The organism is Halostagnicola alkaliphila (genome assembly GCF_055379965.1).
Genome location: NZ_AP043826.1, coordinates 817,288 through 830,521, shown reverse-complemented (window position 1 = coordinate 830,521; position 13,234 = coordinate 817,288). Strand labels below are relative to the sequence as shown.

The 13,234-nt window shown below is 63.1% G+C and carries 11 protein-coding genes, 1 tRNA gene and 1 pseudogene; 4 read left to right on the top strand and 9 right to left on the bottom strand.

The genetic code is table 11. From position 1 onward, the window contains the following. Positions 1–135: 135 nt before the first annotated feature. On the bottom strand, positions 136–429 hold the full coding sequence (locus ACZ5C7_RS09275; RefSeq protein ID WP_464376038.1) for a DUF7563 family protein: 294 nt from the start codon (positions 427–429) through the stop codon (positions 136–138). Positions 430–517: 88 nt separating this feature from the next. Then, positions 518–590, bottom strand: a tRNA-Pro gene (locus ACZ5C7_RS09270). Positions 591–674: 84 nt separating this feature from the next. Here ACZ5C7_RS09270 and ACZ5C7_RS09265 point away from each other — a divergent pair. Beyond that, complete coding sequence (locus ACZ5C7_RS09265; protein WP_283836915.1) at positions 675–929, top strand: pro-sigmaK processing inhibitor BofA family protein; 255 nt, start codon at positions 675–677, stop codon at positions 927–929. An 80-nt stretch (positions 930–1,009) separates the two neighbouring features. On the opposite strand, the gene ACZ5C7_RS09260 is transcribed toward ACZ5C7_RS09265, so the two are convergent. The 5 genes from ACZ5C7_RS09260 to ACZ5C7_RS09240 all read right to left on the bottom strand — a co-directional run bounded on the left by ACZ5C7_RS09260 (position 1,010) and on the right by ACZ5C7_RS09240 (position 6,053). Beyond that, positions 1,010–3,064, bottom strand: coding sequence for a DEAD/DEAH box helicase (locus tag ACZ5C7_RS09260; protein WP_464376037.1), 2,055 nt, complete (start codon positions 3,062–3,064; stop codon positions 1,010–1,012). A gap of 105 nt (positions 3,065–3,169) precedes the next feature. Continuing rightward, positions 3,170–4,699, bottom strand: coding sequence for an NAD(P)H-dependent oxidoreductase (locus ACZ5C7_RS09255; RefSeq protein WP_464378421.1), 1,530 nt, complete (start codon positions 4,697–4,699; stop codon positions 3,170–3,172). A 116-nt stretch (positions 4,700–4,815) separates the two neighbouring features. Further along, positions 4,816–5,214, bottom strand: a complete 399-nt coding sequence (locus ACZ5C7_RS09250; protein ID WP_464378420.1) for a cupin domain-containing protein — start codon at positions 5,212–5,214, stop codon at positions 4,816–4,818. A gap of 319 nt (positions 5,215–5,533) precedes the next feature. Continuing rightward, the gene (locus tag ACZ5C7_RS09245) at positions 5,534–5,728 is read right to left on the bottom strand and encodes a cold-shock protein (RefSeq protein WP_049951623.1); all 195 of its coding nucleotides are present in this window, start codon (positions 5,726–5,728) and stop codon (positions 5,534–5,536) included. Between the two features lie 106 nt (positions 5,729–5,834). Further along, positions 5,835–6,053 carry a hypothetical protein gene (locus tag ACZ5C7_RS09240; protein WP_464376036.1) on the bottom strand — a complete coding sequence of 73 codons (219 nt, stop codon included), beginning with the start codon at positions 6,051–6,053 and terminating at the stop codon, positions 5,835–5,837. A gap of 83 nt (positions 6,054–6,136) precedes the next feature. Between ACZ5C7_RS09240 and ACZ5C7_RS09235 the strand changes: the two genes are divergently transcribed. The 3 genes from ACZ5C7_RS09235 (at position 6,137) to ACZ5C7_RS09225 (ending at position 10,828) form a co-directional block, all read left to right on the top strand. Beyond that, complete coding sequence (locus tag ACZ5C7_RS09235; protein ID WP_464376035.1) at positions 6,137–6,601, top strand: Lrp/AsnC family transcriptional regulator; 465 nt, start codon at positions 6,137–6,139, stop codon at positions 6,599–6,601. A 275-nt stretch (positions 6,602–6,876) separates the two neighbouring features. Continuing rightward, the gene (locus ACZ5C7_RS09230) at positions 6,877–8,373 is read left to right on the top strand and encodes a proton-conducting transporter transmembrane domain-containing protein (protein WP_464376034.1); all 1,497 of its coding nucleotides are present in this window, start codon (positions 6,877–6,879) and stop codon (positions 8,371–8,373) included. Further along, positions 8,363–10,828 (top strand): DUF2309 domain-containing protein, encoded by a 2,466-nt coding sequence (locus ACZ5C7_RS09225; RefSeq protein WP_464376033.1) that lies wholly within the window; start codon positions 8,363–8,365, stop codon positions 10,826–10,828. The genes ACZ5C7_RS09230 and ACZ5C7_RS09225 overlap by 11 nt, the downstream gene beginning before the upstream one ends. A gap of 114 nt (positions 10,829–10,942) precedes the next feature. On the opposite strand, the pseudogene ACZ5C7_RS09220 reads toward ACZ5C7_RS09225, so the two are convergent. Then, positions 10,943–11,156 (bottom strand): annotated as a pseudogene (locus tag ACZ5C7_RS09220) (carbonic anhydrase); the annotation flags it as partial. A gap of 68 nt (positions 11,157–11,224) precedes the next feature. Then, positions 11,225–13,093, bottom strand: coding sequence for a polysaccharide deacetylase family protein (locus tag ACZ5C7_RS09215; protein WP_464376032.1), 1,869 nt, complete (start codon positions 13,091–13,093; stop codon positions 11,225–11,227). Positions 13,094–13,234 lie beyond the last annotated feature (141 nt).

The following is a 13,234-nucleotide window of genomic DNA, read 5'->3' as shown; positions in this document are numbered from 1 at the left end:
TGTTGGCGTTAGGACTGTTCGTGGTTATATTCGGCCTCGAGGTAGTTGGGTTCGTGATCGGACGTGAAATTATGGAGAGCGTCAGCTCATCATCGTGGTAGCTGATTCGGGATGTATTGCCCGCACAGTGATCGCTCACCGTTCCTCACCCCCGTCGGTCGCGACAGCTCGAGATTCGACGAGCGACCGAACGTTTGACGGCAGCTCGTCTAGGGGAACACCGAATCTACCCGGTTGTTCGAGCGGGTCAACATCAACGACCTCTTTCCCGGCTGCACTCCCCTTACCGAGTCGGCGGATCGTATCACAGTCCGGGCACCGGTGGGCCCGATCGCCGCGATCGCCGTAACCGCGACGGAACTCCGGGGTAACGTGACCGCCACAACAGAGACAGCGCTGGTCGTTTCGTTGGGTATCCCAGCGCTGCATCAACGACCCCCTCCGTTAGCGGTCGCTGGTTGGTGTGAAAACGGTGGGCGCAAAGCGGCAAAACCAGCCGCTTTACTTAAATATCGTATGGGATCGCCCGGATTTGAACCGGGGTCACGGGCACCCAAGGCCCGAAGTATACCAAGCTAACCCACGATCCCGTACCTACATTTATCGGGTAGATGGGTTAAAGGGTTTCGTTATGCGATCGAACGATTTACCCTTCTCGTGACGAACAATCTACTATGGTAACTGGACTCGAGATTCTGCTTCTCGTACTGGTACTCGCGGTGATCGTCGGCGCATCGCAGGTCATCCAGGCCGTCAAACCGTTTATCCTCAATGCAGTCGTCGGCTTGCTCGTTCTCTTTCTCGCACAGGCACTGTTCAACTTGTCCGTGGCCATCACGCCGATTGCCCTCCTGATTGTGGCCATCGGCGGCGTCCCGGGCTCGATTCTCGTGATCTTGCTTTCGGTGCTCGAGATCGCGTTCGTCTAAGGAGGCATCGAACTCGAAGCCACAAGTCACGAAGAGCCAGGAACCGCTGAAAGGTGTTTTCTGCAGGAGGCCGAGATGGGTTACAGTTCCGTATCGCGGAGTTCGATCTCCGCGACCAGTTCGTACGGATGGGCCTCTTTCCGAATCCCGTCGAGCATCGAGAACGCTTGACCGGGATCGAGGAAGTGCTCGGTGACGACGCGACCGAGCGGCGTCGGCTCGAAGCCGTCGATGAAGTCGAACTCGAGGAGTTTCCCGAGCGCGTGTTTGGTCGGCACCTCGCCGAGCATTCGGTCGTTGAGTCGCTTCGCCGCGCGTCCGCCGACGGTGACGTTCGCCAGCGTCTCCTCGATGGCCGCCGCCTCGTCGTAGTGAGTCATGACGGATTCCATCTCGCCTTTCAGTAGCTTGAACGCGACCTCGTCTTCGGTCATCTCCATCGAGTTGTGGTAGGCACAGTCGGGTTCGACGAGGACGTACACCTTCCCGGTATCGTGGTAATCCGGTCGCCCCGCCCGGCCGAGCATCTGGTGAAACTCCTGGACCGAGAGCCACTCGATCCCCATCGCCAGCGAATCGAAGACGACCTGCGAGGCCGGGAAGTCGACCCCGGCGGCGAGCGCGGCCGTCGTCACGACCGCCGAGAGATCCTGATCGGCGAACTGGCGCTCGACGCTTTTCCGTCGGCCGTAGTCAAGTCCCGCGTGGTACGGCGCGGCCGAGTACTCGAGCTTCCGAGAGATCTCGTGACACCGGCGTCGGGAGTTGGTGAAGATGATCGTCTGCCCGCGATATCCTTTCGAAGATTCCGTGTCGAATTCGCGTTTGACCAGCTTGTTCTCGACGTTGACCTTCTCCTGGCCGTCGGCGAAGGTGACGTGACGTTCGATCGGGATCGGGCGCTCCTCGAACTCGATGAGTTTCGCCTCGAGCGCGCGGCCGAGTTCCTCGGGGTTTCCGACCGTGGCGGAAAGGTACACCCACTGGGCACCGCCGTACGACTCGCGCGTTTTCGCACGTTGTTCGCACGTGTATTTGAGCCGCGAGATGAGGCCGTCGAGCCGGTGACCGCGGCCCTCCTCTTTGAGGGTGTGAACCTCGTCGATGACCACGGTTCCGATGTCGCCCATATTCTTGCCGGTCCGCAGAGCGTGATCGATCCCCTCGTAGGTCCCGACGATGACGTCCGCGTTCGGGTCGAATTGGTTGCCCGAGTCTGCCACGCGACTCGCACCGACGCGGATACTCACGTCGACGAGGTCGCCGTACTCGTCTTTGAAATCCTCGTACTTCTGATTCGCGAGGGCGACGAGCGGAACCAGAAACAGCATCTTCCCCTCGCCGTTGAGCACGCGGTCGATTCCCGTCATCTCGCCGACGAGCGTCTTCCCGGTCGCCGTCGCCGAAACCACGAGCTGGTCGTCGCCCTCGAGCAATCCGTGGTCGGTCGACAGGCTCTGAACCGGGAGCAGCGTCTCGAATCGATCCTCGAGCAGCTGTTGGAGGTCGGGATGGAGATCGAGCGTCTCGACGCGGGCGAGATCGACCTCGTCGGTGGTCGAGGAAATCGTATCGAACTGCGTTAGATCGGGATCGAGCTGTCCCTTGAGCAGGTTGACGATCCGCTCTAAATCCTGTACGTCGTGCATGAGTTCCTCGAGTCGCTCCTTGGCCGCACCCGTCACGTTCCCGACGTGAGAAAGCTGGCGCTCGAGTTCCTGACTGGCACAATCGGTGCAGATCCAGTCCCGATCGTCCTTGATCGCCGTGTCGGTCGTGATCGGCGAGTATCGACCGGCGGAAGCGCAGTACCGACAGGTGCGGACGACTTTCGCGTCTAACTGATAGCCGTCGAGCATCTCCTGAAGCTCCGCTCGGCCCTGCGGAGAGGTTTGCTCGGAGATTCGAATCCGTTTGGCTCGCCGAGCGAGTTCGACGAACTCGTCGGGTTGGCGGGGCTCTTCGGTCGAGCCCTGTTTGAGCCTGAATTTGGCAGGTCGCGGTCCCGCATCCGTTTCCGAGAGCCCCAACTTTGCACGAAACAACCGCTTTCCGTCCCGGTTGACCACGACGAGATACTCAGATCCCACCTCGTGGCAAAATATCGTTTCGACGTCCTGGACCTGCTTCGACACGACCGCCGATACGGCGGTGTCCTACTTGAGCGATTCGGACTCGAGTACTCGATTCGTTGCGCTGGCTTTCGTGTTAGCACGTCGTCAAACCCGCCGAACGGCTCGCTACAGGAGTTCGACTAACGGGACGATGCCGAACCAGATGATGTAAGCGAGCGATGTCGCCATCAACGCGTTGATCCGACCCGGGGTCGTCCGGTTTTGTCCCCACAACCGATCCCGAAGCAACCAGAGGAGAAGCAAGGCGTGGGGAACACTCAGATAAATAGCCGGTCCGTACGCACCGGGGACCGCGTCCAGAAGTCCCAAGAGTACAGCCGTTATCGTGGCCGCCAGCGTTGCAGCCGCCGCGACGAGCGTGGCACCGTCGATTCCGAATCGGACGGCGACCGTCTGTTTACCGACGGCGCGGTCGGCGTCGTAGTCGGGGACCCCAGCCAGCGTGATCGACGGGATGACGGCCAGCAGGAACGGCAGACCGAAGAGCCACGGGAGCGGATCGCGCCACGAGCCGCCCAAAGCGACGAATCCTAACAACAGAACGCCGATACTGTGGGTTGTGGCCACGTCTAGTTCTCCGAGCGTTCGATACGCCAACTTCAGCGGCGGTACCGTGTATCCGATCGCCAGCGTCACCAACACCGCCGCTACGGCTATTGTCGCGAGAACTGAACCGGCTCCGAGAGTCACCACTGCCAGTCCGAATACCGCCGTGAACGCTCCCGTGACGCCGATACCCCGCCGGAGCTCGTCGAACGACAGCTCGCCGTCGACCAAAACACGAGATCCACCGGTGAACGGCCCGGCGAACGTATTCTTCCGGTCGGTGTCGTAATCGACGTATTCGTTGCTCAACACCGTGGTCGCCTCCAGAAAAAACAGGAACCCGAAGCCGGCCCAGTAAGCGGTGGTCGCGAAGACACTACTCGAGCCCGCCGCGGCCAGCGCGCCGATCGAGTACGCTACCCACGCCATCGGATAGAACTGCAGTCGAAGGGCTTTCAGCCACGTCGTCAGCGTCCGTTTCGCTCGCGTCGACCGCGACTCCGGGCCGGTAGCCAGACTCCGGCCTAATTCCGTCACTTCCTCCAGCCACGCCTCTCGCTGCTCGAGCGTCGAGTCTTCGACCGATCCGAGGTTCGTTACCCGCGTGGTTCGGATTCCGGCGAAGCCGAGCGTCGAGCGCTTGAGTGCGTTGTTTCCCGGTTGACGGTAGATCCAACGGTACACCCATGCGGGCATATCCATCGTGACGATCAGTTCGGCCGTCTTCCCGCTCAATAACGCTTCGTGGCCTGCCCCTTCGTCCTCGTCGTAAAAGGAGAACGCAAACCCGGACGTGAACACCCGATCGAAGAACCCCTTGAGCCGTGCGGGCATGGTTCCCCACCAGTTCGGGTAAAAGAGGACCAAATGGTCCGCCCACTCAATCTGACGCTGTGCATCGATCAGGTCTTCCTCGAGCGGTTGCTCGTTCGGACGTTCTGTATGAACGTCGGGATCGAACTCGAGGTCTGCGACGGAAATCTCCCGGAGGTTGACGTCCGCGTCGCTCGCACCCGCTCGGTACGCTCGAGCGAGAGCGCCGCAAAAACTGTCGGTCCGGGGATGGCCCAGGATGAGCAAGACGTTCACGTCTCGGTATCGGTGTTGAACGGAGTATCCCAAATAGCTGTTCGATACCCGCTACGTTCAAAGACTCTCGGGTTCGCTATCACGACCGCCGTTTGCACGATGTCCGATCGCGGTCGTTACTCTACGAGGTCGATTTCGTCGTCGCCGTTCGGCACGGCACAGATGAACGCACCGTCCTCATCGCCCTCGTTTCGGTACCAGTGAACGACGCCGGCGGGGATCAGGAGCGAGTCACCGGCCGACACCGCGTACTCTTCGCCGCCGTCGACGGCTTCTTCTCGTGGGCTCTGCTCGCTCGAATGGTCCGCGGAGTCTTGGAAGACGTTGTCTTCCGATGGTCGGGAACTCACCGAGTTCCCTCGACGTCGCTCCGCGCTATCGCCGTTTGCTCGATCTGCCTCCGGCGCATCGCTGATACCGACAACGTACTCACCGGAAAGAACGTACTGTTCGTGTTCGACCTCGTTCGTGTGTTTTGGGACCTCCGCGCCGGCCTCGAGCGTAAACCGTCGCATCGCGAAGGTCGGTGCCCCATGTTCCTCGCCGATCAGGACGCCCTTTTCGAGGCCATCCGCAGCGTCGACCGCTTCGTAGTCGACGTCGTCGCTGCGACGGAGAACGGGCTCGAGATCGACGTCTTCGCTGTTGGAGCCGTCGTCGGATTCGGGTTCCGTGTCCGAGTCAGTCATACCAGCATATCGGTGCCGTCGCTACTTAACGCTGGGTCCGATGCCCACGTAGCTCCACCCGACTTGCCGACTACGCTACCGACTGCCGGGGCTCATCGGTGTGTAAAATACGATTTTGAAATGCCGATACCTCAGCGAATTCGCCTTACAGGCGCTCGACGTTCGTCGCGCGCGGGCCTTTCGGGGCCTGCTCGATGTCGAACTCGAGGTCCTGTCCTTCTTCGAGATCCGGGCCGCCGATGTCTTCCATGTGGAAGAACACGTCGTCGTCCGCGTCCTCAGTTTCGATGAATCCGTAACCGCCTGTGTCGTTGAAGAAATCAACCGTTCCTTTCGCCATTGCTTTTGAACGAAGGGGACAAACACTGATAACCTTTCCGGAACACCCGTTTTACCGAAAACCGGGACCAAACGGCTGTATTCGGGAGTATTTCGCAAATTCGGCCTCACACGTCCTCGAGATCCTCGAGTTTGTGAATCGCGATGGAGACGAAAAAGACGAGCATGAAAAATCCGAACCCGACCAGGAGACCGAACAGCCCCTGACTGCCGAGTTCGATCGAATTGAGTGTGGTGACGGCGATAACCGCGAGGACGAAGACGGCGAGGGTGAGCACTCCGACTGCGTAGTAGAACTTCGTATCGGAGTCGAGACGTTCGCGCATACCCGTCCCTTCCGGCTCCCTATATAAGTATTCGAACCATCGGGAGCCGAAGTACCTTATAGCCGCCGCGGCAACGAACCCGTATGGCGGAGTACGAGTTGGACGCGGTCGACCGGGAGATCCTCTACACGTTACAGGAGGAGGCACGGAACCTCTCCTCGAGCGAGATCGCCGACCGGACCGACGCCTCCTCGAGTACGGTCCGCAAGCGCATTCAGCGACTGGAGTCGGAGGGCGTCATCAAGGGCTACAGCGCGAACATCGATTACACGAAGTCCGGCTATCCGATCCGGATGCTGCTGTTCTGTACGGCCCCGATCCCCGAGCGCGGGGAGTACATCGACGACCTGCTCGCGATCTCGGGCGTCGTCTCGGTGCAAGAACTGATCACGGGCGAACAGAACCTCCTCGTGACCGTGGTCGTCGAGAACGACAGGGATGTCACGCCGATCGCACAGCAGATCGCGGACATGGGACTGACGATCACCGAGGAAGTACTCGTTCGCAGCCACCGATCGACCTCGTTCGACGAGTTCTCCTCCCGTTGATACCACGGTCAACCGTCTCCCGGCACCGCGTGCAGACGGTGCGAGACGATCGATCGATTCCTGTTCGTCAGTTACAGCCCTTCTCTCGCCCCTCGAGCGGTAGGTGACGATATATCATGCTATTCTATACCATCGAGAGGACGAACGATTTGTTCGAACCGAAGACTATAACAACCACTCTGTTCACATATGGTGTAGAGACGACCAGTTGAGCAAGTAGTGCCGCGAACGACACGTCGCGACGGGACCCGTCCCGAACTGGTCGACTACGATTCATGACCGAGGACACAGCAACGATCGACGACGACGTCGCACAGCGCCCCGAACCGATGTCGCCGAGTTCGGGCGTACCCCGATCGTCGACCTGGACGGTCTGGACGCTCTTTCTGGCCAGTCTCGGCGTTCTCGCGCTGACGATTCGAGGAGGAGCCGGCTGGGAACTCTCGACGCTCCTGCGGATCGACGGGCTGACCGCGGTCATGTGGGTCGTTGTCACGTTCTTCAGCGGGATCGTCCACAGCTACTCGCGGCGCTACATGGCCGGTGACCGCGACGTCGAGCGGTTCTTCAGCCGCGTGTTCGGCTTTACTCTCGTCGTCATGACAATGACCGCGGCGAACCACGTCGCGCTGTTTGTGGCCGCGTGGCTGGCGATGGGACTGCTGCTGGCCGGACTCATCGGTCACGTTCGCGACTGGCCGCAGGCTCGGGACGCCGGTCGCCTCGCCCGTCGGTACTTCCTCGCCAGCACCGCCGCGCTGGCCGGGTCCCTGGCCCTCCTCTCTTGGGCGACGGGCGCGACCACCGTCACCGGCATCCTCGCGGGGCTCGAGGGCGTCTCGCGGACGGTCGCGCTCGTCGCGGCCGCGGGCGTCGTCCTCGCGGCGATCATCCAGTCGGCGCTCGTGCCGTTCCACGGCTGGTTGCTGTCGTCGATGACCGCGCCGACGCCGGCGTCGGCCCTGATGCACGCCGGGTTCGTCAACGCGGGTGGGGTCCTGTTGACCAGGTTCGCGCCGCTGGTCGGCGACCGACTCGTGATCATGTCGGCGATCGTCCTCGTCGGCGGGGTCAGCGCCCTGCTCGGTCAGGCGATGATCCTCGTCCAAACGGATGTCAAGCGCAAACTCGGTAGCTCGACGATCGCCCAGATGGGCTTTATGATACTGCAGTGCGGGCTCGGCTTCTTCGCCGCCGCGATCGCCCACCTCATCCTCCACGGGTTCTACAAGGCGTACCTCTTTCTCTCCTCGGGAGCCGGCGTCGAGCGCGTTGCCCCCAAGGAAACGGGCCACACCCAACTGGGCTTCTCCGGGATCGCCGTCAGCCTCGTGACTGCCGTCGGCGGTGGCGTGCTGTTCGGCGTCCTCACCGGGAAAGCGACGAGTCTGACGCTGAACAGCGGCTCCATCCTGACGCTGGTCGTGGTCCTGACGACGCTGACCGCGGCCCGGGACATCCTCCGACGCTCGACCCTGCCGACGACGGTCAGATTCGTCAGCGTCCCGCTGGTCGTCCTGACCGCCATCGGCGGCTACGCCGTCGCGTTCAACGCCGTCTCGACGATGCTGTCCGGCGTCCCGATGACCCACGTCTCGACCGAGATGACTCCCATCCACTACCTCGTCGTCGCCCTGTTCGTCGGGGCGTATCTCGTCGCGGAGCTGGGCTGGTACCGCTCGAGCGAACGCCTCTACGTCGCCTTGCTGAACGTTTCCCAACCCGATCCGTCGACCGTCCTCACCAACACGGAGGAATACGATGACGCATAAGGAACCCGCCGATCGCCGTCGCATCGAGGAGTCAATCGACAGCGCGGCCGAACGCATCGGCTCGGTCTGGCCGCTGCACTCGTTTGTCACGGCCAACCCCCTCTCGGGGTTCGAGGACGAGCCGTTTCACCGGGCCGTCGCGGCGGCCGAGGAGCTGTTCGGCGGCCGGGGCTACCCTCACCCGTTGGTCTTCCGTCGCGCTTGGGAGTCGGGTCGGATCGACGCCGACACGCTCCGGTCGGAACTCACAGCCCACGGGATCGACCGCGATCCCGAGGCGCTTCTCGAGGAGCTGGCCGACGCCGAAGCGGCCCGTGACACCACCGATCCCGATGACGCGACCGAGGCCGTTGATCGGGTCCTCTCGAAGTGGCTCGCGGCCTTCCTCGACGAGGGCCGGGCCACGTGGCAGATGCCCAACCGCGAGGCCGGGTTCTATCAGGCGTGGCTCGTGGTGGCCCCCCACGACGGCGACGTGCCCGGACCCGCCGACGCCGACGACCTCCCCGAGACGGCGATCGACGCGCTCGAGTCGGCGCTCGGCGAGTACCCCGAAGAGCGCTGGGCCGACATCCTCGAGGCCCACCTCGCGGCGCTGCCGGGCTGGAGCGGGTTCGTCAAGCAACGGACCGACGACGACACCGACCCGTGGCAGGAGCAGTACCCGATCACGCTGGCGCAGTACCTCGCGGTGCGGCTGACCCTCTCCGACTTGCTAGACGCGCCGATCGACATCGACGCCGACGGAACTAACGACGACGGAACTAACGGCGACGCCGACGAGGTGCCGCTGCCTGAGATCTGGCTGACCGCCTGGGAGAAGAGCTACCGCAAGCGGCTCCTCGCGGGGATCGACGATTCCGTGACCGATCCCGCCGACACCGGGAACGGCGACCGGCCGTCCGCCCAGCTCGTGTTCTGTATCGATACCCGCTCGGAGGTGATCCGCCGCCACATCGAGGCGCAAGGTCCCTACGAGACCCACGGCTACGCGGGCTTTTTCGGCGTCCCGATGCGCCACCGCGGCTACGAGTCCGCGGCCGACACCGACGCCTGCCCGCCGATCGTCGAGCCCGAACACCGGATCGTCGACCGGCCCGCCGACACCGAGTCGGCCGCTGCCCGCGACCGTTGGACCGGACTCGCCACGGCCGCGCACAAACACTTCAAAACGCTCAAATCGAATCTCGTCGCCGCTTTTACCTTCGTCGAGGGGGCCGGTAGCGCTTACGGTTCGGCGATGACCGCGCGGACGCTGTCGCCGTCGACGATCGCTACGCTCGAGTCCGCTATCGCGGAGCGCGTTCCGAGCCGCCACGAAATCGCCGCGTCCGCCATCGACTCCGACGCGTACGACGATCACGACCACGCCGACCACGACCTCCCAGAGGGGATGACCCACGAGGAGAAAGTCGAGTACGCGCGGACCGCCTTCGAACTCATGGGCTGGACCGAGTTCGCCCGGCTGGTCGTCTTCTCGGGCCACGCCAGCGAGACGACCAACAACCCCTTCGACTCGAGCCTCGACTGCGGGGCCTGCGCCGGTAACCCCGGCGGTCCGAACGCCCGCGTCCTCGCGGCGATCTGTAACGATCCCGATGTCAGAGCGACCCTCCGCGAGCGCGGGTTCGACCTCGCCGAGGACACCGTCTTCCTCGCGGCCGAACACAACACGACGACCGACGAGATCACGCTGTTCGACGACGGTGTGCCGGAGAGCCACCGCGAGGATCTCGCCTCCCTGCGCGAGGACCTCGCCCGCGCCCGGGCCGGCGCGGCGGCAGAGCGCACCGGCGAGGACGAAGACGCGGCCGTCGACGAGGTCGAGCGCAAGGCGGCCGACTGGGCCGAGGCCCGTCCCGAGTGGGGGTTGGCCGGCAACGCCGCCTTCGTCATCGGCCCGCGCGAACTGACCGCCGACCGCGACCTCGACGGCCGCGCGTTCCTCCACTCCTACGACTGGTCGGTCGATCCGGACGGCGACGCGCTCGAGGCGATCTTCACGGGTCCGCTCGTCGTCACGCAGTGGATCAACAACCAGTACTACTTCGCGACGGTCGACAACGCCGTCTACGGCAGCGGTTCGAAGGTCACCCAGAACCCGGTCGGCAACGTCGGCGTCGTCCAGGGCAACGGCGGCGACCTGCTGACCGGGCTCCCGCTGCAGTCGCTCAAGCGCGACGACGAGCGCCCGTTCCACCAGCCGCTGCGCCTGACCGCGGTAATCTACGCGCCCCTCGAGCGCGTGACCGAAATCCTCCGCGACCACGAGGACGTGCGCACGCTGCTCGACAACGGCTGGATCGGCGATCTGACCGTCCTCGATCCCGAACGGGACAACGAGCCGTTCCGCTACGCGGGCGACCTCGAGTGGACGAGCGAGCTCGAGGAAGCGACGCCGGAGGCGGCGACGACGGAGACGACCCCGATCGCGGAGTCGACGGCCGACGACTGATGACCCTCGCGGTCGCAGTCACGCCGCCGACTCGTCGCCGTACAGCAGACTCTTCACTGTCGACTCGTATCCCTCCGATACCCGTTCGGCGAGGACGTCGAGATCGGTCTCGCCGTCGGCCCAGACCTGATTGCCGATGTTGCTAGGCTGAAGATCGTGCCCAGCCGATCGACGCCCCACAACCCCTCATAGGAGAGCCGAGAGTCCGAACAGCAGACCGCGACGACGGTCGGTGCTAGCCCGTCTGGATGTCCGCGAAGTACCCGTCCGGAAGCCGGTCTACGTGAGCGGCGTTTCCCTCGAGCAGTTCGTCGTTGGCATCGCTCATGCTGCTATACGGACGAATCACCCACAAAACAATTGCTGCTTTTCTGTAATCCTACCGAGTCAAACGCCTCACTCGATCGTGAGTTCCCAGTCGCCGGTCGCTTCGACGTTGAACCACGTCGCGTCCCCGACGGCGTACGATCTCGAGCCCTCAAACTGTCCGGTCTTGTTGACGACCTGTTCTCTGCTTCCGCTCGAGTCGAAGCCGTCGATGAGGAAGGTCCCGTCCCCGTCGTGGGACACCTCGAGACTGATGTCGTCCTCGCTCTCGAGCGGCCCGATAAACGACGATCCGGTGCCGGATTCGGAGACCGGCAACGATGTGAGATCCGACTGCTGGACTTCGGGCTGGTCGAGTTCGATCGACCACTCGCCGTCGGCTTCAACGGAGAGTTGGTAGGTCCCCTCGTCGGCGAACGTGAACGACTTGCCCGGTCCGGAGCCGGTCGTGTCCACGAGGAGTTCGTGTGCGAGGTCGCCGTCGACCGCCGTTCCCTCGACGACGAAGTCCCCGCTTCCCTCGTGTGAGAAGGTACACTCCACACCGCTGTTCGCGAGGTCGAACTCGTCGGTCTGGCCGGATCCGTTACCGTCGAACGTGTGTGCGTTTCCGGCCTCGAGGATCGGACCGCCATCGTCGCTCTCGGAGCTGCCCTCGTCGTCGCTCTCCATCGAGCCGTCGACCAGATCGGACGGCGTGATCACGTCGACGCCGCGGTGTTCGAGGTGGTCGAGCAGGTGCTCGAAGTTCTCGAGGAGCATGTTGTTCGCGTTCGAATCGGCTTCGTCCTCGACGATCGCTGGAATCCGGAGGACGGTGAGTTGGTTGTACTGATCCGAGAGATTGATCGCACGTCGAACGCCCCCGTGGAGGTCGGGACCCCAGATGAGCGAGGTCATGTGGGGGCCGGTCGGAGAGGTGGAATTGGGACTGGCACCGAACAAGAAGCCCGACTCGTGGTGTTCGCGCACGATTTCGTGGGTCGTCGCGTCCATGCTATCTCCCGGCGCGAAGAAGTGACGCGCACCGTCTTCGAACTCGTAGGATTCGAGTGTTGATATCGACTGTTGGATCCGTTCGCGCTGGCGCTCTTCCGACTGTTCTGGAAGGGGGCCGTCGCTTTCCGGATACGAACACACGTCCCAGCCCTGCTCGCTGAGTTGTTGGAGTTGGCTGGCGTTCATCCGCCCCGACCCGCCGATACGGTCGGGGTCGACCGGAACCGCGCCGGCCCAGCCGCGCTCCTCAAGCATGTCCGCGGCGATATCGAAGTGCGAAGGGAGTCCGTCGTAGAAAGCGAGAATCGCCTTCCCGCTGCTGACTGCCGCCTCCGTCCGCCGGAGGTCGTCGACGACGACACGCGTCGGACCGCCCTCGGGGCCGCTCGCGACGATATTGAACTGCGTGACGTTCGAAAGATCGGGTTCGCCACTTTTCATGATGTAGCCGAAGTCGACGCGGAGCCACCCTTCGTACGCTTCGGGGATCTGTCTGATACTCGTCAGGTTGTTCTCGCGGCCGCTCGCGAGGACCTCGAGTCGGATGTCAGTGGCCGAATCCACCTTGACCGCCATCGAGGCGTCCCAATCTTTGAGGTTGACTCCGTCGGGAACCGCGAGACCGGCGCTGGCGACCGCCTTGTCGCTTTCGATGACCATCGCCTGATCACCGGTGACCGCCTCGTCGGGCGCGGGTTCGATTTCGCCGTGTCGGGAGACCCAGTTGTCGTCCTCGCGAAAGTCGGAGATGAGTTCGCCCGAATTGGACGCGGGCCACGCCGCACCCGCTCCGTCTCCACCGTTGCCGTCACCGTCGCCGTCTCCATTACCGTCGCCATCACCATCGCCGCCCGAAAGGAAGTCGAGACACCCCGCGAGGGAGGCCGTACCAACGCCGACTGCAGCTAACATTCGTCGCCGAGACGAGTCGATATCCATACCCGACTGTCCCCATCCGGAGTACTTTCTAATGGAGCCGTTAACTCGAGTTCGGTCGATTCAACCGCGCGGAACCGGCAACGGAATACCGGTCTAAAGCCGCCATATTCCGCCCGAAGAGGTGTTATACGGTTGTTAAAC

What these genes read in the sequence shown, in the direction of transcription:
- ACZ5C7_RS09245 (WP_049951623.1), bottom strand. Translation starts at nt 5,728, where the DNA reads ATGGCGAAAGGAACGGTTGATTTCTTCAACGACACAGGCGGTTACGGA.
- ACZ5C7_RS09275 (WP_464376038.1), bottom strand. Translation starts at nt 429, where the DNA reads ATGCAGCGCTGGGATACCCAACGAAACGACCAGCGCTGTCTCTGTTGT.
- ACZ5C7_RS09240 (WP_464376036.1), bottom strand. Translation starts at nt 6,053, where the DNA reads ATGCGCGAACGTCTCGACTCCGATACGAAGTTCTACTACGCAGTCGGA.
- ACZ5C7_RS09230 (WP_464376034.1), top strand. Translation starts at nt 6,877, where the DNA reads ATGACCGAGGACACAGCAACGATCGACGACGACGTCGCACAGCGCCCC.
- ACZ5C7_RS09215 (WP_464376032.1), bottom strand. Translation starts at nt 13,093, where the DNA reads ATGGATATCGACTCGTCTCGGCGACGAATGTTAGCTGCAGTCGGCGTT.
- ACZ5C7_RS09235 (WP_464376035.1), top strand. Translation starts at nt 6,137, where the DNA reads ATGGCGGAGTACGAGTTGGACGCGGTCGACCGGGAGATCCTCTACACG.
- ACZ5C7_RS09225 (WP_464376033.1), top strand. Translation starts at nt 8,363, where the DNA reads ATGACGCATAAGGAACCCGCCGATCGCCGTCGCATCGAGGAGTCAATC.
- ACZ5C7_RS09265 (WP_283836915.1), top strand. Translation starts at nt 675, where the DNA reads ATGGTAACTGGACTCGAGATTCTGCTTCTCGTACTGGTACTCGCGGTG.
- ACZ5C7_RS09250 (WP_464378420.1), bottom strand. Translation starts at nt 5,214, where the DNA reads ATGCGACGGTTTACGCTCGAGGCCGGCGCGGAGGTCCCAAAACACACG.